Origin of the sequence: Streptomyces sp. NPDC048288, from assembly GCF_043201555.1 — a bacterium.
Classification (GTDB): domain Bacteria; phylum Actinomycetota; class Actinomycetes; order Streptomycetales; family Streptomycetaceae; genus Streptomyces.
Genome location: NZ_JBICZD010000017.1, coordinates 94,820 through 118,414, shown reverse-complemented (window position 1 = coordinate 118,414; position 23,595 = coordinate 94,820). Strand labels below are relative to the sequence as shown.

Below are 23,595 nucleotides of genomic sequence, written 5' to 3'. Positions count from 1 at the left end.
ATCTCATGATCCAGTTCGACGCGGTCCACAAGCGCTTCCCCAACGGCACGACAGCAGTCCATGATCTCTCTCTGGAGATGCCGGAGGGCGGGGTCACCGTCCTGGTCGGCTCCTCCGGTTGCGGCAAGACCACCACCCTGCGGATGATCAACCGGATGGTCGAACCGACCTCCGGCACGATCAAGGTGAACGGCAAGGACGTCACCGAGCAGGACGCCGCCGAACTGCGCCGCTCCATCGGGTACGTCATCCAGCAGGCCGGCCTCTTCCCGCACCGCACGGTGCTGGACAACGTCGCCACCGTCCCGCTGCTGCTCGGCTGGAACCGGAAGAAGGCCCGCGCCCGCGCCGCCGAACTCCTGGAGACCGTCGGCCTGGCAGCCGACGCCGGCAAGCGCTACCCGCACCAGCTCTCCGGCGGCCAGCAGCAGCGCGTCGGCGTGGCCCGCGCGCTCGCCGCCGATCCGCCGGTGCTGCTGATGGACGAGCCGTTCGGCGCGGTCGACCCGGTGGTCCGCACCCAGCTCCAGGACGAACTGCTGCGGCTCCAGAAGGAGCTGAACAAGACCATCGTCTTCGTCACGCACGACGTCGACGAGGCGGTCCGGCTCGGCGACCGGATCGCGATCTTCCGCACCGGCGGCCACCTGGTCCAGTGCGCCCCGCCCGCCGAACTCCTGGCCCGTCCGGCCGACGACTTCGTGGCCGACTTCCTCGGCGCCGAGCGCGGACTGAAGCTGCTCTCGTTGAAGACCCTCGCCGGGGTCCCGCAGGGCCCGGCCCCCGAGGGCGGTGCCTGGACCCTCGTACTCGACGCCGAACGCAAGCCCCTGCACTGGGCGGCCAAGTCCGCGGACACGGAGACCGAACTCCCGGTACGGCCGCTGAAGGACGGCGACTCGCTGCTCTCGGCCCTCGACGAGTCGATCGCCTCCCCGACCGGGCTGGTCGCCCGGGTCGACGCGCAGGGTGTGCTGACCGGTGTCTCGTCCCGCGACGACATCCACGTGCACGCCGGCCAGGCCCACTCCGAGGCCCGGGTGGTGGCCGCATGACCATCGACTGGTCGTGGATAGGCGACCACACCGACGACCTCACCAGCCTCACCCTCTCGCACCTCCAGGCCGCGATGACCGCCGTCTTCTTCGGCCTGCTGATCTCGCTGCCGCTCGCGGTCCTCGCCCACCGGGTCCGCCCGCTGCGCGGTTTCCTGCTCGGCCTGTCGAACGTGCTCTTCACGATCCCCTCGATCGCGATCTTCGTCCTGCTGCTGCCGATCAGCGGCCTGACCCGGACCACGACCGTCATCGGCCTGACCGTCTACACCCTGGTCGTGCTGCTCCGGAACACGGTCGAGGGACTGGACTCGGTCCCGGCGAAGACCAAGGAGGCGGCGAAGGCGATGGGGACGCGCCCGCTGCGCACCCTCCTCACCGTCGAACTCCCGCTCGCGCTCCCCGTGATCTTCGCGGGCATCCGGATCGCGACGGTCATGTCCATCTCGCTGGTCTCGGTCGCCACCTACATCGGCGACGGCGGTCTCGGCCAGCTCTTCACCGACGGCTTCCAGCGCGACTTCCCGACCCCGGTGATCGTGGGCGTGGTCCTCACGATCCTGCTCGCGGTGGTCGCGGACGCGCTGCTGGTGGCGCTCCAGTACGTACTGACCCCGTGGCGGCGGAGGCGAGCCTGACATGTTCGAACTCTTCAAGAACCTCGGCACCTGGCTGACCAGCGGCTCCAGTTGGGCCGGATCCGACGGCATCGCCCACCGCCTCGCCGAGCACCTCCAGTACTCGCTGCTCGCCACCCTCATCGCGGCGGCGATCGGCCTGCCCCTCGGCCTGCTGATCGGCCACACCGGCAAGGGCGCGTTCCTCGCCATCAACCTGGCGTCCTTCGGCCGCGCGCTGCCGACCGTCGGCCTGGTGGTCCTGGTCTTCCTGGCGGGCGGCCTCTCGATGCTGCCGGTGTACGTGGCGCTGGTCGCCCTCGCGGTCCCGGCGATCGTCACCAACACCTACGCCGGGATGACGGCCGTCGACCCGGACGTGAAGGACGCGGCCCGCGGCCAGGGCATGCGCGGCCACCAGGTGCTCGTCCAGGTCGAGCTGCCCCTCGCGCTCCCCCTGATCATGACGGGCCTGCGCCTCGCCCTCATCCAGGTCGTGGCCACCGCCACCATCGCCGCGTACGTCTCCTTCGGCGGCCTCGGCCGCTACGTCTTCGACGGACTCGCCCAGCGCGACCTCGTCCAGGTGCTCGGCGGCGCGGTGCTGGTCGCGCTCGTCGCCGTCGTCCTCGATCTGCTGCTGAGCAGCCTCCAGCGCTTCCTCTTCCGCCACCGCACTGCCTAGGGAACCCGAGATGAACCGTCGTACCCTCCTCGGTGGCCTGCTCGCCGCCGGTTCCGTCCCCGCCCTCGCCGCCTGCTCCAGCGGCATCACCTCCCTGAACGAGAGCAGCGGTTCGACCGCCGGCGGCGGCTCCAGCAAGGGCGGCATCACGATCGGCACCGCCAACTTCACCGAGAACCAGGTGCTCGGCTACCTCTACGCGGCCGCGCTCCAGAAAGCTGGCGTGAAGGTCAAGGTCCGCCCCAACCTCGGCACCCGGGAGATCGTGATCCCCGCGCTCAAGGCCGGCGACATCGACCTGCTCCCCGAGTACCAGGGCGCCCTCCTCAACTACCTGGCCCCGAAGGACGCCTCCGCCGAGCCGGGCACCATGCAGAACGCGCTCACCCTCGCGCTGCCCGCCGGGCTCCAGGTGCTGCCGTACGGGCAGGCCGCCGACTCCGACTGCTTCGTCGTCACCCGGGCGACCGCGCGGAAGTACGGCCTGACCTCGCTGGCCGACCTGGCCAAGCAGAACGGCAAGCTGGTCATCGGGGCCGCGCCCGAGGTGAAGAAGCGGCGGGTGGGCGCGGTCGGCCTGCAGGAGGTGTACGGGGTCGAGTTCAAGGAGTTCAAGTCGCTGGACTCCGACGGGCCGCTGGTCAAGGGCGCGCTGAAGAAGGGCGACGTCGACGTGGCGAACCTCTTCACCACCGACACCGACATCGCGGCCAACGACTGGGTGGTGCTGGCCGACCCCAAGAACCTGATCCCCAGCCAGCACATCGTCCCGCTGATCGCCGACCGCAAGGCCGACGACACCGTCCGCAAGGCCCTCGCCCGGCTGGGCAACGTCCTCACCACCGACCAGCTCACCCAGCTCAACAGCCAGGTCGACAACGACAAGAAGGACCCGGAGGACGTGGCGGCCGCGTACGCGAAGCAGCACGGGCTGGCCTGACCGGCACCGCGCGCGGCGGCCGATGATCTGCCGACGGAAGTGTCAAATATCCGCAAACAGGCACGGGGAGTAATCGACTGACTGCCTACGGTGATGGGGCGTCATCGGCACCACACTCCTGAGGAAGCGTCATGGCCTCGAACCGCAGGGCCTTTCTGACCGCCACCGCCACTGTCACCGCGACCGTCACCGCCACCGCCGTCGGCGTCCTGGCCGCCGTCTCCTCCCCGGCGGCGGCCGGCACCGCACCCGACACGGCCGCCGCCGCGCTGGACGAACTGCTCGCCGGCAATCGCCGGTACGCGGCCGGCCGGCCCCGCCGCCCGCGCGACATCGCCGGCCACCGCCGCCGGCTGGCCGCCGGACAGCACCCGTTCGCGGTGGTCCTCGGCTGCATCGACAGCCGGGTCGTGCCCGAACTCGTCTTCGACCAGGGCCTCGGCGACCTGCTGTGCATAAGGACCGCCGGGCAGGTGCTGGACGAGGCCGTGCTCGGCTCGATCCAGTACGGCGTGGCGGAGCTGCGGGTCCCGCTGGTCCTGGTCCTCGGCCACGAACGCTGCGGCGCCGTCGCCGCCACCCTGGACCATCTCCGCTCCGGCACGCCCGTCCCGGGCCATCTGGAACTCCTCGTCGCCGAGATCGCCCCGGCCGCCCGCCGCACCAGGGCGCTGCCCGGCGACTGGGCCGAGCACACCGTGCGGGCGCACACCGCGTGGGTGCGGGACGCGATCCGGGCGGACTCCGCGTTCGCGGCGGCCTCGGTGGTCGCGGCACGGTTCGACCTGGACAGCGGTCTGGTGTCGCTGCTGCCGTGAGGGCGGACCCCCGAACGAACGCGGGGGATTACCCCAGTGCGGCGGGCGCCCCCGCTCTCTACCGTGGGCGCCATGACGGACGCGCGTGACACCGACCTGCAGAAGGACCTCGCCGCCACCCTGCACGCCCGCAGGGAGCTGGGGCCGGAGTACGAGTCGGAACTGGCCGACTCCTTCATGGAGAAGCTCGACCAGCGCATCGACGGCGCGGTGGAGCGGCGGCTGCGCCGGGGTCTGGCCGAGCAGCAGATGCGGGTGGCCCGGGGTGTGCGCCGGCCGAAGGGCACCGACTCCTGGGGCGAGCGGTTCGGTTTCGGCATCGTCTCGCTGGTGCTGGCGATCCCGCTGTCGGCGATCGGCGGTGCCTTCGGGGGCATGACGGGCCTGATCGCCACCTGGGTCGGCATCGCCGGTGTCAACGTGGCCCAGGCGGTCCGTCTCAACCCCGGCCTGTTCCGCCGGGGCGACCGCGAGGACTGAGCCCGGACCCCGGCACGGGGACCGGGGTGGGAAAAGTAATGCGCGGGGACCGCCGCACCCCCGTTACCGGGGGGCGGGACGACGGCGGTCCCCGCGAGGGACGCGAGCCGGGTCAGGGCCGGGCTTGCGCGTCCGGGCGTCCATGGAGGTCCGGGAGCCGCTCCGGAGGTCCTTGGACGTTCGGTGCCGGCCGGGGCGGGGAGCCGCTCCCGCCCTGCCGACACCCACTAATCTGCCGGACCCGTGTTAAGCGTGTGCTGCGCGGACGTGACACGCTCGTACCACTTCCGCGAAGTCCACCATTCGGACGGGAAACCGTAAGTTCCCCGGCGTCACGGCCAGTTCACCGCACGTTCGCTACTGCTTGCCGCCCTTGGCGAGAAACGCCAGCAGGTCCTGCCGGCTGACCACACCGGTCGGCTTGCCCTCGACGAGGACGATCGCCGCGTCGGCCGCGCCCAGCACCTTCATCAGGTCCGCGACCGGCTCGCCGGAGCCGACCTGCGGCAGCGGCGCGCACATGTGCTTCTCCAGCGGGTCCTCCAGCGAGGCGCGCTTGCTGAACAGCGCGTCCAGCAGCTCGCGTTCGACGACCGAGCCGACGACCTCGGCGGCCATCACGTCCGGGTGGCCGGCGCCCGGCTTCACGACGGGCATCTGCGAGACGCCGTACTCGCGCAACACCTCGATGGCCTGTCCGACGGTCTCCTCGGGGTGCATGTGGACGAGGGAGGGGATGACCCCGCCGGCCTTGTCGCTGAGCACGTCGCCGACGCGGGCGCTCGGACCCTCGTCCTCCAGGAAGCCGTAGTCGGCCATCCACTCGTCGTTGAAGATCTTGCTGAGGTAGCCACGGCCGCTGTCCGGCAGCAGGACGACCACGACGTCGTCCGGGCCGAGCCGCTCCGCGACGCGCAGCGCGGCCACGACCGCCATCCCGCAGGAGCCGCCCACCAGCAGGCCCTCCTCCTTCGCGAGGCGCCGGGTCATCTGGAAGGAGTCCTTGTCGGACACGGCGACGATCTCGTCGGCGACGGTCCGGTCGTAGGCGGTCGGCCAGAAGTCCTCGCCCACGCCCTCGACGAGGTACGGCCGCCCGGACCCGCCGGAGTAGACGGACCCCTCCGGGTCGGCGCCGACCACCTGGACGCGGCCGTCACTGGCGTCCTTCAGATAGCGGCCGGTGCCGGAGATCGTGCCGCCGGTGCCGACGCCCGCCACGAAATGGGTGATCTTCCCCGCCGTCTGCTCCCACAGCTCGGGGCCGGTCGAGTGATAGTGCGACAGGGGGTTGTTCGGGTTGGAGTACTGGTCCGGCTTCCAGGCGCCGGGCGTCTCGCGGACCAGCCGGTCGGAGACGTTGTAGTACGAGTCCGGGTGCTCCGGGTCCACGGCCGTCGGGCAGACCACGACCTCGGCGCCGTACGCCCGCAGCACGTTGATCTTGTCGGTGCTCACCTTGTCGGGGCACACGAAGATGCACTTGTACCCCTTCTGCTGGGCCACGATCGCCAGCCCCACCCCGGTGTTCCCGCTGGTCGGCTCGACGATCGTCCCGCCGGGCAGCAGCTCCCCGCTCTTCTCCGCCGCCTCGATCATCCGCAGCGCGATCCGGTCCTTCACGGACCCGCCCGGGTTGAAGTACTCGACCTTGGCGAGCACGGTGGCCCGGATGCCCTGGGTGACGCTGTTGAGTCTCACCAGCGGGGTGTTGCCGACGAGGCTGATCATCGAGTCGTGGAATCGCACCGTTGTCTCCGGTTGCTTGCAAAAGGTGTGGTCCTAGTGGTGTGGCCAGCCTAAGGCCCCGCTCCGGAGGTTCACTCCCCGTTGAGATTGACGCACGGGCTGTACGGGGCAAGGAGTGGATGAGCGGCAACGAGGAGGTGGCGGCGACGCATGACGAACATGTCGAGGGCGCGGGTGGCCCGGCGGATCGCGGCCGGGGCGGCGTACGGCGGCGGCGGGGTCGGGCTGGTCGGCGCGGCCGCGGTGGGCCTGGTGCTGGCCGAGGTGCGGATGGCCAGGACGGCGGTGGGCAACGGCAACAGCGGCGGACGGGTGCCGGCCGCCGACGGCCGTTACGGCGACGCGTACGACAGCGGTGAGCCTCCCCTGCGGCTGACGATGCTCGGCGACTCCACGGCGGCGGGGCAGGGCGTGCACCGGGGTGCCCAGACGCCCGGCGCGCTGCTGGCCTCCGGCCTCGCGGCCGTGGCCGAACGCCCGGTCGAGTTCAGCAACGTGGCGCAGCCCGGCGCCCAGTCCGACGACCTGGACCGCCAGGTGGCGCTCGTCCTGGGCACCGCCTCGCCGGTCCCCGACGTCTGCGTGATCATGATCGGCGCCAACGACGTCACCCGCCGGATGCCGCCGACCCGTTCCGTGCGCCACCTCTCGGCGGCGGTACGACGGCTGCGCACGGCGGGCGCCGAGGTCGTCGTCGGCACCTGCCCCGACCTGGGCACGATCGAGCCGGTACGACAGCCGTTGCGCTGGCTGGCCCGGCGGGCCTCCCGGCAGCTGGCGGCGGCCCAGACGATCGGCACGGTGGAGCAGGGCGGCCGCACGGTGTCGCTGGGTGACCTGCTGGGCCCCGAGTTCGCGGCGAACCCCCGCGAGCTCTTCGGCCCCGACAACTACCACCCCTCCGCGGAGGGCTACGCCACGGCGGCGATGGCCGTCCTCCCCACCGTCTGCGCGGCCCTCGGCCTCTGGCCGGCGGACGAGGAGCGCCCCGACGTCACCCGCCGCGAGGGCTTCCTCCCGGTCGCCCGCGCGGCAGCGGAGGCCGCGGCCGAGCCCGGCACCGAGGTCACCGCGGCCATGCCGACGGGGCCCCGCGGACCGTGGGCCCTGCTGAAACGGCGCCGCCGCCAGCACGTGGAGGCGCTCCCGTCCGACCAGGCTTCCGAGGAGGCGAGGTCGAGGGCGGGCACCACCGACTAGGGAGCCCGCTCCGGTAGGGAGCCCGCTCCAGCCAAGCAAGCGCTTAGAAAGTGCGGCCAGTGTCACACCCCGACACCGGTGACCGATGACATACGTACGGGTAACTTCCCAAGCACCCCTGCCAGTCCGTACAGACGTCAATGGAGCCGTGAGATGCCCGAAGCAGTCATCGTCTCGACCGCCCGTTCCCCGATCGGCCGCGCCGTCAAGGGCTCTCTGAAGGACCTGCGCCCCGACGACCTCACCGCGACGATCATCCAGGCCGCCCTCGCCAAGGTCCCCGAGCTGGACCCCAGGGACATCGACGACCTGATGCTCGGCTGCGGCCTCCCCGGCGGCGAGCAGGGCTACAACCTCGGCCGGATCGTCGCCGTACAGATGGGCATGGACTTCCTGCCCGGCACCACGATCACCCGCTACTGTTCCTCGTCCCTGCAGACCAGCCGCATGGCGCTGCACGCCATCAAGGCAGGCGAGGGCGACGTCTTCATCTCGGCCGGTGTCGAGATGGTCTCCCGCTACGCCAAGGGCAGCTCGGACGGCCTCCCGGGCACCACCAACCCGCTCTTCGACGAGGCACAGGCCCGCACGGCCGCCACCGCCGCGTCCGAGGGCTCGACCTGGCACGACCCGCGCGAGGACGGCCTGCTCCCCGACCCGTACATCGCGATGGGCCAGACCGCGGAGAACCTGGCCCGGATCAAGGGCGTCACCCGCCAGGACATGGACGAGTTCGGCGTCCGCTCCCAGAACCTCGCCGAGGAAGCCATCAAGAACGGCTTCTGGGAGCGCGAGATCACCCCGGTCACCCTCCCCGACGGCACGGTCGTCAGCAAGGACGACGGCCCGCGCGCCGGCGTCACCCTGGAGGGCGTCTCCGGCCTGAAGCCGGTGTTCCGCCCCGACGGCCTGGTCACGGCCGGCAACTGCTGCCCACTGAACGACGGCGCCGCCGCGGTCGTCATCATGAGCGACACCAAGGCCCGCGAGCTCGGCCTCACCCCGCTCGCCCGCATCGTGTCCACCGGCGTCACCGGCCTCTCCCCCGAGATCATGGGCCTGGGCCCGGTGGAGGCGAGCAAGCAGGCGCTCCAGCGCGCCGGCCTGACCATCGGCGACATCGACCTGGTCGAGATCAACGAGGCGTTCGCCGCGCAGGTGATCCCCTCCTACCGCGACCTGGACATCCCGCTGGAGAAGCTGAACGTGAACGGCGGCGCCATCGCCGTCGGCCACCCCTTCGGCATGACCGGCGCCCGCATCACCGGCACGCTCATCAACTCCCTCCAGTTCCACGACAAGCAGTTCGGCCTGGAGACGATGTGCGTGGGCGGCGGCCAAGGCATGGCGATGGTCATCGAGCGCCTCAGCTGATCCCCTGAGTGACCGTCACGGAACGCACCGTGACAGCACGGCCCGGTGTTCGAGAAAACCCCGAACACCGGGCCGATTTGTGATCCAATCTCCCTCAGGATGTGACCTATCTCCCTCTGCGGGGATATCGCCGCAGGTCAGCGCCACTGTCCGGGTAAACCCCAGGACCAAAGTCCTGTCCGTTTCGTGACGTTACGCACTGACAGCTGGATAGTCCACCCTTCAAGCTGATGTAGGAAGTCGGGGGTCGACTTTGAACCGGGAGTACGTCAGTGAGCGCCATGCCGATCGCCTTGCTGCTCACCACGGCCGCCACGGGCGCCGTGGGCGTCGCTGTCCTGCGCACCGTTCTGAAGCTGCGCCGTCAGGTCGCCGAGCTGCACACCCAGCTTGCCCAGAACCAGGCCGCGACGATGCGGGCCCTGCTGCCCGCCGCCCGCAGCCACGCCGACACGGACGAGATACGCGCCGCCGTGGCGGAGGCGCTGGCCGAGGAGCGGGAGCGGGAGCTGGCCGAGGCACGCGCCTTCTGGGCCGCGCAGGAGGCGCGTGACGTCTCCGACGCGCCGTCGCTGCTGGGCCTGGCGGACAACGAGCTGTTCCTGCCCCGGCAGAGCGACTTCGTGGGCCTGGAGCCGGTCGCCGAGCCGGCGACGGAGGCCGACGAGTTCGCCGGGGAGTCCCCGGAACTGTCCGCGGCCCGCCGCCGGCACCCGTCCCACCCGGACTTCGTACCGGTGCAGTCGCCGGTCGTGAACGACCACGAGCGGACGGTCGCGACGCTGGAGCAGCTGGCCGAGTCCCAGGTCGAACTCTCCGACGTGCGGCCCGGGCCGCTGGGCACGCTGGACGTCTATGTCTTCGCCGACGGCACGACCCTGTGCATGACGCCGGGGCACCGGGAGACCGCCGAGCGGCTGGCCGCGGCGCTGGGCGCGGGCGAGACGCCGTTCCTGCTGGGCGGCTCCGGGATCTCCGGCGCCTACACGCTGACGTTCGCGTGCGGCGAGGAGAACGTCTACATCCTGGCGGACCGGGTCATAGCGTCCCTGTGATGCGTCGGGTGCGGGTGCGTGGGGGTTGCTCGCGCAGTTCCCCGCGCCCCTGAAGGGGCGCTCGTCGCAGCGCCCCTTCTTTTGCCTTTAGGGGCGCGGGGAACTGCGCGACCAGCCACAGCGCACCCGCACCCGACGACGCACCCCTCACACCCCCGCCCTCTTCTGCGCCTCTTCCACCAGCCGCACCGCGTCGCCGACCTCGGCGTCGCTCAGCAGCACCACCGCCAGATCGTTCCCGGCCACGGTGATCTGGTCGGCGACCGCGAACATCCCCGCGTCCGGCATCTCGCGTGCCGCGGCGTCCGGTTCCTCGACGGTCCGCGCCCAGTCGGCCAACTGCCGGGCCAGCGCCAGCGCTTCCGCGGCGGCGCCCCGCTGCAGGCGGCTCTGCGGGGCCGCCCGCAACTTGTCGGCGAAGTGCTCCACGGCACGGGTCAGAGGTGTCGTATCAACCACGGCGTGAGCGTAACGCGTGCCGTCGGCTGTCCTGTCAGGACTGTTGCCAACACGCCAACACTCAGGCACGGTGACGTGAAGGACCGGCTACAACCCCCTTTGCGCACCGGAGGCGCCGATGTCCCAAGTCTTCTCCGAGGAGACCCATCGCAACATGCTCGCCCGCATCCCCCACTGCACCGGTCGTGAAGTGTCCGACTGGCTGCGTACCGTCGACGAAGGCCCGTCCCTCTTCCGCTTCGAGGAGAAGGTCAGCTGGCTCCGCCATGAACACAACCTCGCGTACGGCCACGCGAAGGCGTTGATCCACGAGTACGACCTGAGGAGGGCCGCGCGCAAACTTCTCTAGGCGCGCACGCGCACAGACGGCGAAGGGCCCCGGGGTGACGACCCCGGGGCCCTTCTCAGCTCGTCTCGCGCGGCTAGTCGCTGCTGTTGAAGATCGCCACCAGGCGCAGCATCTCGACGTAGATCCACACCAGCGTCATGGTGAGGCCGAACGCGGCCAGCCAGGACTCGTTCTTCGGGGCGCCGTAGGCGATGCCGTCCTCGATCTGCTTGAAGTCGAGGGTCAGGAAGAACGCGCCGAGCAGGATCGCGATGATGCCGACGATCGCGCCGAGCGGGCCGAAGCTGCGCAGACCGCCGTCCTCGGCGACGCCGAAGGCGACCAGCAGCAGGTTGACCGCCATGACCACCACGAAGGCGATGGCGATGGCCATGCCGATACGGGCGTAGCGGGCGGTGACCCGGATCCAGCCGGCCCGGTAGACCAGCAGGGTCGCGCCCGAGACCGCCATGGTGCCGAGCACCGCCTGGAACGGGGCGCCGCTCCACTGGGTGTTGTACATCTCGCTGATGACGCCGAGGAAGACGCCCTCGAAGGCGGCGTATCCCAGGATCAGCGCGGGTACCGGGGTGCGCTTGAAGCTCTGGATCATGGCCAGGACGAACGCGATGATCGCGGAGCCGATGGCCAGGCCGTAGCTGGTGCTGGAGACCGGCAGCAGGGCCCAGGCGAGGACCGCGCCGACGGCGACCGTGCCGAGCGTCATCGCGGAGCGCGTGATGACGTCGTCCATGGTCATCCGGCCGGTGGTGGCCGGGGCCTGCGGCGGGGCGCCCTGCTGGACGTCCTGCTGGGCGTAGGGGTTGTTCGCGTACGGGTTGCCCTGTGCGTACCCGGCCTGCGGCGCGGTGTTGAAGCCCGCGTAGCCGTTGTCGCGGCTGAACCCCCGTCGCGAGAAGACCGGGTTGCTGCTCCTCATTTCACTCCTCCATGGCCACCTCGCGTGGCCTTGGCATCAAGAGTAATGGATTGGCAAAAGATTGACCCTACTACCTGCGGAGGATCTTTCCCTCACCGTGCTGCGCAACACGCTACGCGGAGCCCTGATTCCCGGCCATGGAGACCTTCATTCCCACTTCATTCCAGCGGGAAGCCCGTGTACGCCTCCGCGAGATCGGTCTCGGCGGCCCGGGAGGAGGTGATCCGGCCGAGCCGGGCCAGCTGGAGCCGGGCGTCGAAGGGGGTGTCGCCGGGGCCGGGGTGGAGCAGGGTCGTCATGTCGTACGAGAACCGCTCGGCCTGCCACACCCGGCGCAGGCAGGTCGCCGAGTAGGACTCCAGCAGGTCCGGGGAGCCCGTCTCCCGCTCGTGGGCCAGGGCGCGGGCGAGGGTGACGACGTCGCCGACCGCCAGGTTCAGCCCCTTGGCGCCGGTCGGCGGCACGATGTGGGCGGCGTCCCCGGCGAGGAGGACCCGGCCGTGCCGCATGGGCTCATGGACGTAGGACCGCATGGGGGTGACCGACTTCTGGGTGATCGGGCCGCGCTCCAGGCGCCAGTCGTCGTCGGTCTCGAAGCGCCGCTCCAGCTCGTCCCAGATCGCCTCGTCGGTCCACGCCCCGGCGTCCGTGTCCGCCGGGACCTGGAGGTAGAGGCGGGAGACGGACGGGGAGCGCATGGACAGGAGGGCGAAGCCGCGCTCGTGGCGGGCGTAGACCAGCTCGTCGTGGGAGGGAGCGACGTCCGCGAGGATGCCCAGCCAGGCGTAGGGGTACGTGCGTTCGAAGACCCGGGAGAGGGACTCGGGGAACGCGGTGCGGGCCACTCCCCAGAAGCCGTCGCAGCCGACGACGTAGTCGCACTCCAGGACGTCCTCCCGGCCCTCGTGCCGGAACCGGATGCGCGGCCGCTCGCTCTCCGCGTCCTCCACCGCCAGCGCCTCCGCCTCGAAGAGCAGCGGGCCGCCCTCCTTGAGCTGGAGGGCGATGAGGTCCTTGCAGACCTCGGTCTGGGCGTAGACCATCACGGACCGGCCGCCGGTGAGACCGGGGAAGTCGACGCGGTGGCGCTGCCTGGCGAAGCGCAGCTCGATGCCGTCGTGGCGCAGCCCCTCGCGGTCCATGCGCTCCCCGGCGCCGGCCGCGCGCAGCACGTCCACCGTGCCCTGCTCCAGGATCCCGGCGCGCTGGCGGTGCTCGACGTAGGAGCGGTCGCGGCTCTCCAGGACGACCGAGTCGATGCCCGCGTTGTGCAGCAGCCGCGCGAGGAGGAGCCCGGCGGGTCCGGCTCCGATGATGCCGACGGTGGTGCGCATCGGTCGTTCCCTTCCCTGGACGGGGCGCCGTCGCCCCGCTCTGCCCGTGTGGTTCACATGGCTCTCGTTGTTCGCGTGGTGAAATTTCCTTCACCATGTTCCTCCGAGTCTCCGCCGGGTCGTACTCCCTGTCAATGGACGCGCCCGGCCGCCCGGCCCGCTGGAGGCGGTCGTGGGCCGGGCGGCCGGGAACGGAACGACGGGGCGGGGTCAGTGGCCCGGCCAGCCGTCCAGGTGGCGGTGCAGGGTGACGTCGGTCTTCGGGTCGCCCTTGGGGGCGTTCGCGACCGCGTCATGGAGGACGGCGGTGACCTCGGCGGCCAGTCCGTCGGCCCGCGTGCGCAGGTCGGCGGCGGGCAGGGTGGAGCGGGTCAGCTCGTCGAGCCGGCGGTGGATGTCGTCCAGCTTGCCGCGGGTGGCGGCGTCGAAGCGCAGCGCGGTCGGGGTGGAGACCACGAACTGGTAGGCGCCGGCCAGGGTCTGGCAGCCGGTGCACTCCTTGTTGGCGGCGTCGCTGAGGTTCACCGCGTTCAGGTGGGTGCGCTCCCCCGCGATCGTGACGATCTGGAAGGACAGCGCGACCGACCGGCAGTGGTCGTCCACCGAGCAGCCGGCCCCGACGGCGTTGGCCTGGTTGCGTGCGGTGGCCGCGTTCACCGTGCCGAACTGACGGACCGTGAAGGAGTCCCTGGCCTGGGTGTGGTGGCCCCGGTCGGCGTGGCTGAAGACATGGTCGGAGGCGAACGCGGCGTGCGGCGCCAGGGTGGCCGCCTGGGCCGGTACGGCGGTGGCCGCCCCGGCGACCCCGGCGGCGAACAGGCCGATCCGGAGAGCCCGCCGGGAGAGCGGACCTGAGGTGGTGCGTGGTTTTCGGTGACTGCTCATGGATTGCTCCTGCGGTAAGCGGTAAGCGGTAAGCGATGAGTGGTGCGGTGACCGAGGGGCCGGCGGACCCGGTACGGCGGCCCGGTGCCGTGCGTCAGGACGTGGCCGGGGCCGGGCTCGGCGAGTCGCTGACCGGCGGCGAGGACGGGCTGGGCGTCGGGGACACCGGGACGCTCTCCGAGGGGGTGGGCGTCAGGGACGCCGGGACGCTCTCGGACGGCGAGGGCGTCGGCGCGGTGGCCGTCCCTCCGGTGGCCGGCGCCGGCGACTTGGTGGGCCCCTGGCCGGGGCCGCCGGGCACCGACGCGGACGGCGACGCCGAGGCGGAGGCGCCCCGCGAGGTCTGCTCGGCCGAGGGCCCCGCGCCGGCCCCGGCCGAGGGCGCCGGCTCGCCGGACACGGTGTCCGACGGGGCACCGGATTCCTCCGGCTGGTCCGGGGTCGAGGCCTGCCGTGGCGGCGGTTCCTCGGTCGGCACCCCCGGCTGGAGGATCGGTGCGATCGGCGGCTGCTTGGGCAGCGGCTTCGGGGTCACCCCGGACATCCAGGCGTAGCTGAGCCCGGTGAGCCCGGCGAGGGCGAGGGCGCAGATCACCAGCCGGAGCCGGGGCCGGCCCGCGGTGGTGCGTTTCGCGGCCCGGATGATCCGCCCGCCGATCTTCACGGACAGGTAGACCACACCGGCCATCGGGCAGAGCAGCATCACGCTGCCGATCGTCCCGACCAGGCCCTCGACGATCTTCCCGTCCACGAACGCCGAGCCGGTGCCGAGGAGTTGCTCGGTCAGCGAGCGGGTCATCGTGGTGAGGATCCGGGGCAGGTTCCACAGCGCGTAGCCGAGTTCGCCGATGATCAGCGGGACCATCGTCAGCACCCAGGTGGCGACGATGGCACGCGCCGACTTCTTCAGCCCGGCGACCTCCTCGCGGGCCTTGTCGCCCTTCGCCCCCGGCACCAGCGCGAGCAGGATCGGCTTGATCTTGCCGTACAGGTCCGGCACGCCGGCCAGGTCGCCGAGGATGTAGTAGCCGTCCAGCCGTACGGCCGGCATCAGCTGTTCCATGATCTCGAAGTGCCCGAGGTACACCGTGGCCAGGAAGAACTGGGCCCCGGTGGCGAAGTAGGCGCCGACCATCGCCAGCATGAAGACGACGTTGAAGTAGACACCGCCCAGGTCGGTGCGGAGCCGGCCGCCCCGTCCGATCCGGTAGACGTCGGTGACGTCGGTGTACATCGACGGCCAGATGAGGAAGAGCCCGCACCCGATGCAGCCGGGCCGGGCTCCGCCGTATCTGCACGCGGAGGCGTGGCCGAACTCGTGGAAGACGAGGGAGGCCACGGTCAGCACGAAGACGACGAGGATCAGGACCGGCTGGTCGAGCACCTCCAGGACGGGCTCGATCGCCCCGAAGAACCCGAACAGCCACACGTCCATGGCGACGGCCGATCCCAGCACCAGCGCGACCACGGCCGGCCGGTGCAGCCACGCCAGCGAACGCGCGATCTTCGCCGTCCGCTTCTCGTTGAAGATGACCCGGTGGCCCTTGAGGGCGAGCAGCAGGTCGGAGCGCGGGGCGTCGACCTCGTCGTCCTCCTGGCCCTCCGGGACCGTCACACCCAGCGGTTCCAGCTTCTTCTCGACGAGGAAGCGGATGTTCTCCCCGCTGACCTCGCGGCCGAAGCGGGCGCTGACCCGGTGGGCGATGGCCTCGGCATCGCGCACGCCGTCGACCGACGACGCCACCAGGTACAGCAGCCTGGACAGCTGGACGACCTGCCCGTCCCCCCGACGGGCGATGTACTTGGGCTCGGTGAAGCCCGACCCCTGGTACTCGCCGTGCAGCCGCAGTCCCGCGCTCAGCCTCGGCACCGGCGAGGCCGGGTCGACCACCGGCAGGTTGCCCGTCGCCACCTGCTCGTAGGTCACCGGCCAGCCGCCGGGTCCGGGCACCGGGCCCGTGTCGTACAGCGCGGCGGTCCCGTCTCCGAGCACCGTCATATGTGGTCTCCCCCCGGATCCCGCATGCCGTTCCCCCCCCATGCCGCGAGCGCCACCGCCGGGGCGACGGCGGTGGCGCTCCCGGGAACTACTGGGTGACGCTGATCGTCTGCGCGGCCGACGACTGGGCGGACGACCAGGCCGAGTGGTCGTTCAGCGCGGCGGACTGGTTGGACGCGTCGATGTTGGCGACGTGCTTGGTGACGTTGACCGTCTTGCCGAAGCTGAACTTCAGGCGGCCGAGGGCCTCGCGGCCCGGCAGCAGCTCGGCGGACTCGTTCTCCAGCTCGTTCATGTCCATGCTCATGACGGATGTCCTTTCGTTTCGTGTGCGATGAGGTCGATGCCGATACCGGCGGTCCCGGCGCCGTGCGCGCCGGGGCGGTGTTACTGGGTGACGCTGATGGTCTGGGCGGCGCCGGAGTCGGCCACCGACCACGAGGAGTGGTCGTTCAGCGCGGCGGACTCGTTGTGGGCGCTGATGTTGGCGACGTGCTTGGTGACGTTGACCGTCTTGCCGAAGCCGAACTTCAGCCGGCCCAGGGCCTCGCGACCCGGCAGCAGCTCCGCGGACTCGGCCTCGAGCTCATGGGCGTCCATCATGATCTTTTCCCCCTCAGGGATAGACATTTCCGATCGGGACGAGTCAGGTTCCCCCCGGACTCCGTCCAATCTGGTCGGACGAGCTGTCCAACGAGATTGGACACTACGGGCTCGGGAACCCCTCGCGCAACCCCTTCGGAAAATCACCCCCTCGGCCTATCGGCTACCCGACCGTAGAATCGGGCCCGACATGGCGGACTCCGCCGGCGGCGAGCAGGAAGTGACGGTCAGTGGCCAACGCACTGCAGCAGTTGATCCGTGAGCACCTCGACCGCAAGGGCTGGTCCTACGGTGACGTAGCGCGCCGCGGCTCCATCCCCCGCTCCACCGTCCACCACCTGGCCACCACCGACCGCGTGGTCCGCATGCCCCAGACGACCACCCTGGAGGGCCTGGCCAAGGGACTGGAGATCCCCCTGGAGACGGTGCGCCGCGCCGCCGCCGAGGCCTGCGGGATCCACGTGTACGACACCTCGCCGGACGCGGATCCGAACACACCCGCCGCCGACCCCGAGGTCGCGCTGCTCATCGCGAGCGTCCAGAAGCTGTCGTCCGACGACCGCCGCCATGTCGCCGCGCTGGTCGAGTCCCTGCTGGACCGCGCCCCGCGGGAGAAGTGACCGCCCCGGACCGCGCCCCGGCGGATCGCCACCGAACAACTTTCGTACGCGCTTCCGTCAAGTCGGAAAAAGAATCCGACTCCGCACGAAAGCGGGAAGATCCAGGGCTAGTCTCTCGTTCTGCCCGGGACGCGAGAGCCGCACGACCACGGGCTCTCAGGGGGAAGATGTGTTGTTCGTGCACGGCGGACCCGCGACAGCCGTGGTCCGAAACCCCGACGGCGAGTCCGTCGTCCTGCTGTCGGGGGACCTCCCCGAGGTGCTCACCGACGCGTCGGTCGCCGAACTCCTGGACCTGGCCGCGGCCATCCTGGACGCCGGCGAACTGAGCCTCTTCGAGGAGTGCCTGGACGCCCTGCGCCGCAACGGAATGCGCGCGGGCCGCCGCATCGAGGTCGACGGCGCGGTCCTGACCGTCTACGAGGGATGAGCCGAGCAGGCCCCGACGGAGGCCCGCCCGGCCGAAGCGGGAGGCGCGCTGTCAGGGGGGCGTCTGCATGCCGCGCAGGCGGAGGCCCGGCGCGGGCAGACCTCTGCCGAAATCAGCAGGTGACGGGTCCTCCGGCCCGTATGGGCCCTGCACAACGCTGTTGTACTCACCTCCCCCGAGGCGGTCGAACAGCGGTACGGGAACGGTCGGCGCCGGAGCACCGTGCCGCCGGTCGCCGTTCCGCTCCGTCACCAGGGTGGTGAGGCGGCCGGAGGGCTCCACGCCGAGTTCGCCGACCAGCAGGGTACGAAAGCGCTGGTACTCGCGGTGGGCCTCGACGAGGTTGCCCTCCGCCAAGTGCACCAGGATGACGGCACGCCGCGCGCTCTCCCGCAGCGGGTCGCCGCGGACGGCCGCGAGTGCCGCGTCCAAGGCGGCCGCGTACTCCCCGCCCGTGCACAGTGCGGTGGCGGCCGCCTCCAGCGCGTGGAGGTGGAGTTGACGGAGCCGGTCCCGCTCGAAGACCACCCAGTCCTCGTACCATCCGGGTAATAACTCGCGGATCCTCAGATTCGGCAGGGCCCCGTTCCCGGTGCCGGCGTCGGTCGGCCGGGCGGTGACCCGGTGGACGAACTCGGTCACGTCGGCGCTGATGAAGCTCGCCAGCGCCAACTGGCGGTGCTCTCCGGTGACCAGTCCCGGAACCACATGGTTGATCCGCCACACCGTCGTCCGGAGACTGGCGAGCGCACGTTCCTCGGACACCTCCCCCCACAGAGTGCCCGCGACGACCGTTCGCGGCGACGGCCCCTGGATGGTCAGATAGGCCAGCAGCCGCTGGGCGCTGTCGGCCAGGTGAACCCCGTCCTCCCCCATCTCCAGACGGAAGCCGTCGAACAGCTTCAGGTGTCCGCGCCTGGTCATGGGCGCATCGGGCTGCTTGGGCACGACACTCATGCCACTTGCTCCCCCCTCGAAACTTGTTTAATTGCGCAAGAAATATATAGACGCGGGTGTCATCGGAGTGCAGGTTTCGCGCCGTCTTCATCACGCGTTGCACACACGGTGCAACGAATGTGACGGTCCTGTGACGGAGGCGGTCATAGCCTCGCGACCGGCGAGCCACCGGCCGCCTGACCGTCCGGCCTTCGCGCGCGGCCCGCCGCGCCGACGGCCCGGAGAGGGGAGCACCGTGACCACCAGCACTCCCTACCCCGGCGTCTACGTCCAGGAGATCGCCAGCGGGGTGCGGACCATCACCGGCGTCGCGACCTCCATCACGGCGTTCGTCGGCAGGACCCGACGTGGCCCGGTGGACCAGGCCACGGTCGTCAACGGCTTCGCCGATTACCAGCGGATCTTCGGCGGACTGTCGCCGGACAGCACGGTGAGCTCCGCGGTCCGCGACTTCTTCGCCAACGGCGGCGGGCAGGCTCTGGTGGTCCGGGTGTCCCCCGGCGCCGTCCAGGCGACCTTCGCCCGTCTCACCCGCCCGGCGGCGACGTTGAGCGGCAAGGACACCGGCGACGACAAGGACACCGGCACCGACATCGCCGCCGCCACGGGCCTGGTGCTGACGGCCGCCGAACCCGGTTCGTGGGCCAACCAGTTGACCGCCGCCGTCGTCTACGACGGCACAGTGGACCTGACCGAGGTGGCCACGAGGCTCGGCACGACACCCGACCAGCTGTTCAACCTCGTCGTCACGGACGGCAGCACCGGGCAGCAGGAGACCATCCGGAACGTCACCGTCACCGCCGGCGCCCGACGGCTGGACCAGGTGCTGCAGGCCGAGTCACGGCTGGTGCGCGTGCCCGACCCGGCGGGCCTGCCCACGCAGCGCCCCCGGGAGACGGCGGCCGGTCAGCCGCTGGCCGTCGCCGAGGCCGACGCCGGTACGGACGGCGGCGACCTGACGGAGGACGACTACACCGCCCCCGCGCTGCAGGCCACCCACGGCGGACTGTACGCCCTGGACCAGGCCGACCTGTTCAACCTGCTCTGCGTCCCGCCGCCCGTCGCCGGAGGCGACACCCCGCCGGGCGTCTACCAGGCCGCGCTCGCCTACTGCGTGCGGCGCCGGGCGGTACTCGTCGTCGACCCCCCGGGCGGGATGACCGTGGCGACCGCCGCCACGACTCTGTCCGGCCTCCAGCTCACCGGCCCGGACGCGCGCAACGCGGCGCTGTACTACCCCCGCATCCTCCAGGCCGACCCGGCGGCCGGCGGTCGGCTCGGCACATTCCCCGCGTGCGGGGCGATCGCCGGGGTCATCGCCCGTACCGACGCCTCGCGCGGAGTGTGGAAGGCCCCCGCCGGACTGGACGCCGCCCTCTCCGGCACGGCCGATCTCGCGGTCGGCCTCACCGACGCGGAGACCGGCGAGCTCAATCCGCTGGGCATCAACTGCCTGCGGTCGTTCCCCGGCGCCGGGCTGGTGGTGTGGGGCGCGCGCACGCTGCGCGGCGCGGACCAACTGGCCGACGAGTACAAGTACCTGCCCGTGCGGCGGCTGGCCCTCCACATCGAGGAGAGCCTGTACCGGGGCACGCAGTGGGCGGTCTTCGAGCCCAACGACGAGCCGCTGTGGGCGCAGATCCGGCTCGACCTGGGGGCGTTCATGCAGGGCCTGTTCCGGCAGGGGGCCTTCCAGGGCAGCACCGCCCGCGACGCCTACTTCGTCAAGTGCGACCGCGAGACCACCACGGCGGACGACGTGAACCTCGGGCGCGTCAACATCGTCGTCGGCTTCGCGCCGCTGCGCCCGGCGGAGTTCGTGATCCTGCAGATCCAGCAGATCGCCCAGGCGTAGGCCGTACCGGGCGCGAGGAGCAGACCAATGGCCCAGTTCAGCGTGAACGCACAGCGCTTCGATCCGTACAAGAACTTCAAGTTCCGGGTGCGCTGGGACGGCCGCTATGTCGCGGGCGTCAGCAAGGTCGGAGCGCTCAACCGCACCACCGAGGTGGTCACCCACCGGGACGGCGGGGATCCCAGCAGCAGCCGCAAGTCGCCGGGCAGGACCGAGTACCAGGCCATCACGCTGGAGCGCGGCGTCACCCACGACACGGACTTCGAGACGTGGGCGAACAAGGTCTGGACGCACGGTTCCGGCCTGGGCTCCGAGGTCTCCCTGCGCGACTTCCGCAAGGACATCGTGATCGAGATCTACAACGAGGCGGGCCAACTCGCCCTCGCCTACAAGGTGTTCCGCTGCTGGGTCTCGGAGTACGAGGCGCTGCCCGAGCTCGACGCGAACGCCAACGCCGTGGCCATCCAGCACCTCAAGCTGGAGAACGAGGGCTGGGAACGCGACCTCGACGTGCCCGAGCCGACCGAGCCGAGCTTCACCCCGCCCGGCGGGTGACGCGCGTGATGCGGCAGGCGGTGGACGCGGCGGACTCGTCGTGGACGCTCGCGGCCTGGGAGCGCGGGCTGCGCGAGGACCCGCTGGACCGGGCCGTGACACTGCTGTGCGCGGTCACCGGGCTGCGGCGCGAGGACGCCGAGCGCACCGAACTGGGTGACCGGGACGCGGTCCTGGCGACGGCACTGGAGCGGCTCGCCGCGGGCGCCGCCGTATGGGGTTGCGTGCACTGCGCCGGGTGCGGCGAGCGGCTCGACGTGCCGGTCCGTCCGGCGGCCCTGCCCCGCGGGCCGCGGTACGACCCGGCGCGGCCACTGGAGGTGGAGGTGGCCGGCGTCCGGATCGCCTTCCGGCTGCCCGACACCGGCGACCTGCGGGCGCTGGCCGGCACCGACGATCCTCGGGCCGGCCGGTGGCTGCTGCTCGCGCGCTGCCTGCCGGACGGCGTGGACGGCGTCGACGAGGAGGCCGCGGCGGTGATCGAGGCCGCGATGGAGAAGGCCTCACCGGGCGCCGCGGTGACCCTTGCCGTGGACTGCCCGGTGTGCGCGGCGCCGACCGTCGCGGCCCTGGACGTCCCCGCCCTGCTGTGGGCCGAGGTCCAGACCCGGGCTCTGGCACTGCTCCACGAGGTGCATGTGCTGGCCCGCGCCTACGGCTGGACCGAGCCGGACGTCCTCGCCCTCAGCCCGGCGCGGCGCGCCGCGTACCTGGAACTGGCCGCCGGATGAGCGGGCTGCTGACCGACCTCGTCGAGCGCGCCCTGGGCCTCGTACCGATGCTGGAACCACGGCCGAGATCGCGCTTCGAACCCGTGGCCGAGGACGGTTTCGAACCCGTGGCCGAGGGCGGTTTCGAGGTGGTCGCGCCCAAGCCCGTGGACGGCCTCCCGCAGGCGGACAGGGCGCCCCTGGACACGCGCCCGCCCGGCGCCGACGCGGCATCCGCGCAGGCGCCGCCACGGGGACAGCAGAGCGAGGGACCGGCTCCGACGCGGCCGGAGCCGAACGCCCCCGAACGCGAGCCCGCTGACGACGGCACGGCACCCCCGCACGCCCCGCAACGGGAACAACGGACCGAGCGACCCGTACCGGGGATCGTGCCGGTACCGGGAACCCCCGCCGGCGGCGCGGCAGCCGCGCACGCCCCGGAACCGGTCCCTCGCCCTGCTGTCCCCGTACCGGCGCCGACGGGGCCGAACGCCCCGGTGCGCGGGACCCCCGACGCCGACGCACCCCCGCACCCGCCCGCGCCGCTGCCGCTGCCCCTGCCCCTGCCCCTGCATCTGTCCGTAAGCGACGGGAAGCCTCCGCGGGGAGAGCGGGCCGCCGCGCGGCCGGCACCCGCGCCGCCCCCGAACAGGCACCGGCCGGACGCGGCGGAGCCTGCCCTTCCGGCGCCCCAGGTGCGCAACACCTTGGACCGCGACGTCCCCGAGGAGCCGCGCGCCGCCGTGGACGGGCGTCCGCGGCACCGTTCCGGCCACGGGTCCGCCGCCTCGGAAGCACCGGCCAGAACCGGCGCGGCCGCCACCGGCCCCGCCCCCGGACGGGAAGCCGCCACCGCGTCCGGCGTGCCGCGCGGCGAACACGGCCCGCCGGTCACCGGCCGGAAGGACGGTGGCGCGGCCGCTCCCCCGCCCGCCGGTGACACGCGCCCGGTCCCCGGGCCCGTCCGCCCCCCGGGAGAGCCGGCGGGCCTGCCACCCGACAACGCGGCCGCCGCCCGTGCCGTGCTGCGGCGGGCCCTCCCCGTGCAACCGGCGGCGGCCGGTCCCCCGGAGCCGCAACGGGCCACCGTGGCACCCCACATCACCGTCAACGTCGGCCGGGTGGAGCTGCGGACCGCGCCCCGGACCGCCCCTTCCGGCACCACCCGTCCCGTCGGCCCCAGGCCGGGCCACGACCCGGCCGACGGCACCCGGCCGCTGTCGCTCTCCGACTACCTCGCGGGCCGCGACCAGGGAAGTGGCGCATGAGCAACCACCTCGCCGTAGCGATGGTCACCGCCGTGATCAGCCGGCTGCTGAGCGAGTCACTGGCGGCGGCCGGGCCCGGCGGTGTGGAGAACGCCACCGTGACCACCCTGCGCCCGGGGACCCTCGCGGCAGCGTCGGACGACACCACGCACGGCATCAACGTCTACCTCTACCGGGTCGTCCCCAACGCGTCCTGGGCGGCGTCCGCACTGCCGACCCGCCGTGCCGACGGCACCCTGGTGGACCACCCCAGGCAGGCGGTCGACCTGCACTACCTCCTGACCTTCTCGGGCGACGACTCCGCGCTGGAACCGCAGCGGCTGCTCGGGCTCGCGGTCACCACGCTCGCCGCGCATCCGGTGCTCGGCCGCGAACTGGTGCGGTACGTGGTCCAGCAGGCGGCGCAGACGGACAAGGCGGGCTGGCAGCAGTACGCGGACCTGGACCAGCAGCCGGACGTGGTCCGCACGAGCCTGCTGCCGCTGGACGTGGAGGAGATGAGCAAGCTGTGGTCGATGCTCTTCCACTCCCCCTACCGGCTCTCCCTCGCCTACCAGGCGACCGTGGTGCTGCTGGACGCGCAGGAGTCCCCGGCCGCACCGGCGCCCGCGGTGGTCACCCGGGTGGTGACGGTGCAGCCGTCGACCGCGGTTCCCGCGGGCGGCGGAAGCTGAGCGCC

Annotated in this window: 26 protein-coding genes; 17 read left to right on the top strand and 9 right to left on the bottom strand. The window is 71.8% G+C overall.

Translation table 11 applies throughout. From position 1 onward, the window contains the following. Positions 1-5 precede the first annotated feature (5 nt). From ACGFZS_RS43550 to ACGFZS_RS43525, 6 genes are all read left to right on the top strand, one after another. On the top strand, positions 6-1,055 hold the full coding sequence (locus ACGFZS_RS43550) for an ABC transporter ATP-binding protein (RefSeq protein ID WP_393799787.1): 1,050 nt from the start codon (positions 6-8) through the stop codon (positions 1,053-1,055). Next, positions 1,052-1,693 carry an ABC transporter permease gene (locus ACGFZS_RS43545; RefSeq protein ID WP_355717305.1) on the top strand — a complete coding sequence of 214 codons (642 nt, stop codon included), beginning with the start codon at positions 1,052-1,054 and terminating at the stop codon, positions 1,691-1,693. The genes ACGFZS_RS43550 and ACGFZS_RS43545 overlap by 4 nt, the downstream gene beginning before the upstream one ends. A 1-nt stretch (position 1,694) precedes the next feature. Further along, on the top strand, positions 1,695-2,357 hold the full coding sequence (locus ACGFZS_RS43540; RefSeq protein WP_359212961.1) for an ABC transporter permease: 663 nt from the start codon (positions 1,695-1,697) through the stop codon (positions 2,355-2,357). A gap of 10 nt (positions 2,358-2,367) precedes the next feature. Further along, entirely contained in the window at positions 2,368-3,297 is a 930-nt protein-coding gene (locus tag ACGFZS_RS43535; protein ID WP_393799786.1) for an ABC transporter substrate-binding protein, read from the top strand. A 131-nt stretch (positions 3,298-3,428) separates the two neighbouring features. Beyond that, positions 3,429-4,115: a carbonic anhydrase gene (locus ACGFZS_RS43530; RefSeq protein ID WP_393799785.1), complete on the top strand. Its 687-nt coding sequence runs from the start codon at positions 3,429-3,431 to the stop codon at positions 4,113-4,115. Positions 4,116-4,187: 72 nt separating this feature from the next. Next, the gene (locus ACGFZS_RS43525) at positions 4,188-4,595 is read left to right on the top strand and encodes a hypothetical protein (RefSeq protein ID WP_393799784.1); all 408 of its coding nucleotides are present in this window, start codon (positions 4,188-4,190) and stop codon (positions 4,593-4,595) included. A gap of 357 nt (positions 4,596-4,952) precedes the next feature. On the opposite strand, the gene ACGFZS_RS43520 is transcribed toward ACGFZS_RS43525, so the two are convergent. Beyond that, a complete protein-coding gene (locus tag ACGFZS_RS43520) occupies positions 4,953-6,344 on the bottom strand; it encodes a cystathionine beta-synthase (protein ID WP_393799783.1) in 1,392 nt (463 codons plus the stop codon). A gap of 150 nt (positions 6,345-6,494) precedes the next feature. Here ACGFZS_RS43520 and ACGFZS_RS43515 point away from each other — a divergent pair, with 150 nt between their 5' ends. The 3 genes from ACGFZS_RS43515 (at position 6,495) to ACGFZS_RS43505 (ending at position 9,973) form a co-directional block, all read left to right on the top strand. Next, positions 6,495-7,544, top strand: a complete 1,050-nt coding sequence (locus tag ACGFZS_RS43515; RefSeq protein WP_393799782.1) for an SGNH/GDSL hydrolase family protein — start codon at positions 6,495-6,497, stop codon at positions 7,542-7,544. Between the two features lie 153 nt (positions 7,545-7,697). Beyond that, entirely contained in the window at positions 7,698-8,918 is a 1,221-nt protein-coding gene (locus tag ACGFZS_RS43510) for an acetyl-CoA C-acetyltransferase (RefSeq protein ID WP_359212943.1), read from the top strand. Positions 8,919-9,190: 272 nt separating this feature from the next. Next, positions 9,191-9,973 (top strand): hypothetical protein, encoded by a 783-nt coding sequence (locus tag ACGFZS_RS43505; RefSeq protein ID WP_355716355.1) that lies wholly within the window; start codon positions 9,191-9,193, stop codon positions 9,971-9,973. Between the two features lie 147 nt (positions 9,974-10,120). On the opposite strand, the gene ACGFZS_RS43500 is transcribed toward ACGFZS_RS43505, so the two are convergent. Continuing rightward, positions 10,121-10,432: a hypothetical protein gene (locus ACGFZS_RS43500; protein ID WP_359212939.1), complete on the bottom strand. Its 312-nt coding sequence runs from the start codon at positions 10,430-10,432 to the stop codon at positions 10,121-10,123. A gap of 118 nt (positions 10,433-10,550) precedes the next feature. On the opposite strand from ACGFZS_RS43500, the gene ACGFZS_RS43495 reads away from it, so the two are divergent. Next, positions 10,551-10,781 carry a DUF4287 domain-containing protein gene (locus ACGFZS_RS43495; protein ID WP_355716349.1) on the top strand — a complete coding sequence of 77 codons (231 nt, stop codon included), beginning with the start codon at positions 10,551-10,553 and terminating at the stop codon, positions 10,779-10,781. A gap of 73 nt (positions 10,782-10,854) precedes the next feature. On the opposite strand, the gene ACGFZS_RS43490 is transcribed toward ACGFZS_RS43495, so the two are convergent. From ACGFZS_RS43490 to ACGFZS_RS43465, 6 genes are all read right to left on the bottom strand, one after another. Next, a complete protein-coding gene (locus tag ACGFZS_RS43490) occupies positions 10,855-11,700 on the bottom strand; it encodes a Bax inhibitor-1/YccA family protein (protein WP_393799781.1) in 846 nt (281 codons plus the stop codon). A 158-nt stretch (positions 11,701-11,858) separates the two neighbouring features. Then, positions 11,859-13,034 carry a 4-hydroxybenzoate 3-monooxygenase gene (locus ACGFZS_RS43485; protein WP_393799780.1) on the bottom strand — a complete coding sequence of 392 codons (1,176 nt, stop codon included), beginning with the start codon at positions 13,032-13,034 and terminating at the stop codon, positions 11,859-11,861. 210 nt (positions 13,035-13,244) lie between these two features. Further along, positions 13,245-13,919, bottom strand: a complete 675-nt coding sequence (locus tag ACGFZS_RS43480; protein ID WP_393799779.1) for a hypothetical protein — start codon at positions 13,917-13,919, stop codon at positions 13,245-13,247. 94 nt (positions 13,920-14,013) lie between these two features. Continuing rightward, the gene (locus tag ACGFZS_RS43475; RefSeq protein ID WP_393799778.1) at positions 14,014-15,918 is read right to left on the bottom strand and encodes a hypothetical protein; all 1,905 of its coding nucleotides are present in this window, start codon (positions 15,916-15,918) and stop codon (positions 14,014-14,016) included. A gap of 88 nt (positions 15,919-16,006) precedes the next feature. After that, complete coding sequence (locus tag ACGFZS_RS43470) at positions 16,007-16,225, bottom strand: hypothetical protein (RefSeq protein ID WP_355716335.1); 219 nt, start codon at positions 16,223-16,225, stop codon at positions 16,007-16,009. Positions 16,226-16,305: 80 nt separating this feature from the next. Beyond that, complete coding sequence (locus tag ACGFZS_RS43465) at positions 16,306-16,521, bottom strand: hypothetical protein (protein WP_207921928.1); 216 nt, start codon at positions 16,519-16,521, stop codon at positions 16,306-16,308. Between the two features lie 230 nt (positions 16,522-16,751). Between ACGFZS_RS43465 and ACGFZS_RS43460 the strand changes: the two genes are divergently transcribed. Continuing rightward, entirely contained in the window at positions 16,752-17,141 is a 390-nt protein-coding gene (locus ACGFZS_RS43460) for a helix-turn-helix transcriptional regulator (protein ID WP_362321076.1), read from the top strand. 202 nt (positions 17,142-17,343) lie between these two features. Continuing rightward, positions 17,344-17,571, top strand: a complete 228-nt coding sequence (locus ACGFZS_RS43455; protein ID WP_393799777.1) for a hypothetical protein — start codon at positions 17,344-17,346, stop codon at positions 17,569-17,571. A gap of 51 nt (positions 17,572-17,622) precedes the next feature. Here the strand turns inward: ACGFZS_RS43455 and ACGFZS_RS43450 are convergent, their stop codons facing one another. Next, complete coding sequence (locus ACGFZS_RS43450) at positions 17,623-18,528, bottom strand: BTAD domain-containing putative transcriptional regulator (protein ID WP_393799776.1); 906 nt, start codon at positions 18,526-18,528, stop codon at positions 17,623-17,625. Between the two features lie 235 nt (positions 18,529-18,763). On the opposite strand from ACGFZS_RS43450, the gene ACGFZS_RS43445 reads away from it, so the two are divergent. The 5 genes from ACGFZS_RS43445 to ACGFZS_RS43425 are packed head-to-tail and all read left to right on the top strand — an operon-like array spanning position 18,764 to position 23,590. Next, on the top strand, positions 18,764-20,383 hold the full coding sequence (locus ACGFZS_RS43445; RefSeq protein ID WP_393799775.1) for a phage tail sheath family protein: 1,620 nt from the start codon (positions 18,764-18,766) through the stop codon (positions 20,381-20,383). A gap of 27 nt (positions 20,384-20,410) precedes the next feature. Next, entirely contained in the window at positions 20,411-20,938 is a 528-nt protein-coding gene (locus ACGFZS_RS43440) for a phage tail protein (RefSeq protein WP_393799774.1), read from the top strand. 8 nt (positions 20,939-20,946) lie between these two features. Then, the gene (locus ACGFZS_RS43435) at positions 20,947-21,669 is read left to right on the top strand and encodes a hypothetical protein (protein ID WP_393799773.1); all 723 of its coding nucleotides are present in this window, start codon (positions 20,947-20,949) and stop codon (positions 21,667-21,669) included. After that, positions 21,666-22,916, top strand: a complete 1,251-nt coding sequence (locus tag ACGFZS_RS43430) for a hypothetical protein (protein WP_393799772.1) — start codon at positions 21,666-21,668, stop codon at positions 22,914-22,916. The genes ACGFZS_RS43435 and ACGFZS_RS43430 overlap by 4 nt, the downstream gene beginning before the upstream one ends. After that, the gene (locus ACGFZS_RS43425; RefSeq protein ID WP_393799771.1) at positions 22,913-23,590 is read left to right on the top strand and encodes a DUF4255 domain-containing protein; all 678 of its coding nucleotides are present in this window, start codon (positions 22,913-22,915) and stop codon (positions 23,588-23,590) included. The genes ACGFZS_RS43430 and ACGFZS_RS43425 overlap by 4 nt, the downstream gene beginning before the upstream one ends. Positions 23,591-23,595 lie beyond the last annotated feature (5 nt).

Bases quoted from the DNA above. Each gene is read 5' to 3' on its own strand.
- ACGFZS_RS43545 (WP_355717305.1), top strand. From the start codon at position 1,052: ATGACCATCGACTGGTCGTGGATAGGCGACCACACCGACGACCTCACC.
- ACGFZS_RS43485 (WP_393799780.1), bottom strand. From the start codon at position 13,034: ATGCGCACCACCGTCGGCATCATCGGAGCCGGACCCGCCGGGCTCCTC.
- ACGFZS_RS43540 (WP_359212961.1), top strand. From the start codon at position 1,695: ATGTTCGAACTCTTCAAGAACCTCGGCACCTGGCTGACCAGCGGCTCC.
- ACGFZS_RS43535 (WP_393799786.1), top strand. From the start codon at position 2,368: ATGAACCGTCGTACCCTCCTCGGTGGCCTGCTCGCCGCCGGTTCCGTC.
- ACGFZS_RS43430 (WP_393799772.1), top strand. From the start codon at position 21,666: ATGAGCGGGCTGCTGACCGACCTCGTCGAGCGCGCCCTGGGCCTCGTA.
- ACGFZS_RS43515 (WP_393799782.1), top strand. From the start codon at position 6,495: ATGACGAACATGTCGAGGGCGCGGGTGGCCCGGCGGATCGCGGCCGGG.
- ACGFZS_RS43510 (WP_359212943.1), top strand. From the start codon at position 7,698: ATGCCCGAAGCAGTCATCGTCTCGACCGCCCGTTCCCCGATCGGCCGC.
- ACGFZS_RS43550 (WP_393799787.1), top strand. From the start codon at position 6: ATGATCCAGTTCGACGCGGTCCACAAGCGCTTCCCCAACGGCACGACA.
- ACGFZS_RS43450 (WP_393799776.1), bottom strand. From the start codon at position 18,528: ATGAGTGTCGTGCCCAAGCAGCCCGATGCGCCCATGACCAGGCGCGGA.
- ACGFZS_RS43470 (WP_355716335.1), bottom strand. From the start codon at position 16,225: ATGAGCATGGACATGAACGAGCTGGAGAACGAGTCCGCCGAGCTGCTG.
- ACGFZS_RS43530 (WP_393799785.1), top strand. From the start codon at position 3,429: ATGGCCTCGAACCGCAGGGCCTTTCTGACCGCCACCGCCACTGTCACC.
- ACGFZS_RS43490 (WP_393799781.1), bottom strand. From the start codon at position 11,700: ATGAGGAGCAGCAACCCGGTCTTCTCGCGACGGGGGTTCAGCCGCGAC.
- ACGFZS_RS43495 (WP_355716349.1), top strand. From the start codon at position 10,551: ATGTCCCAAGTCTTCTCCGAGGAGACCCATCGCAACATGCTCGCCCGC.
- ACGFZS_RS43425 (WP_393799771.1), top strand. From the start codon at position 22,913: ATGAGCAACCACCTCGCCGTAGCGATGGTCACCGCCGTGATCAGCCGG.
- ACGFZS_RS43525 (WP_393799784.1), top strand. From the start codon at position 4,188: ATGACGGACGCGCGTGACACCGACCTGCAGAAGGACCTCGCCGCCACC.
- ACGFZS_RS43435 (WP_393799773.1), top strand. From the start codon at position 20,947: ATGCGGCAGGCGGTGGACGCGGCGGACTCGTCGTGGACGCTCGCGGCC.
- ACGFZS_RS43440 (WP_393799774.1), top strand. From the start codon at position 20,411: ATGGCCCAGTTCAGCGTGAACGCACAGCGCTTCGATCCGTACAAGAAC.
- ACGFZS_RS43465 (WP_207921928.1), bottom strand. From the start codon at position 16,521: ATGATGGACGCCCATGAGCTCGAGGCCGAGTCCGCGGAGCTGCTGCCG.
- ACGFZS_RS43475 (WP_393799778.1), bottom strand. From the start codon at position 15,918: ATGACGGTGCTCGGAGACGGGACCGCCGCGCTGTACGACACGGGCCCG.
- ACGFZS_RS43480 (WP_393799779.1), bottom strand. From the start codon at position 13,919: ATGAGCAGTCACCGAAAACCACGCACCACCTCAGGTCCGCTCTCCCGG.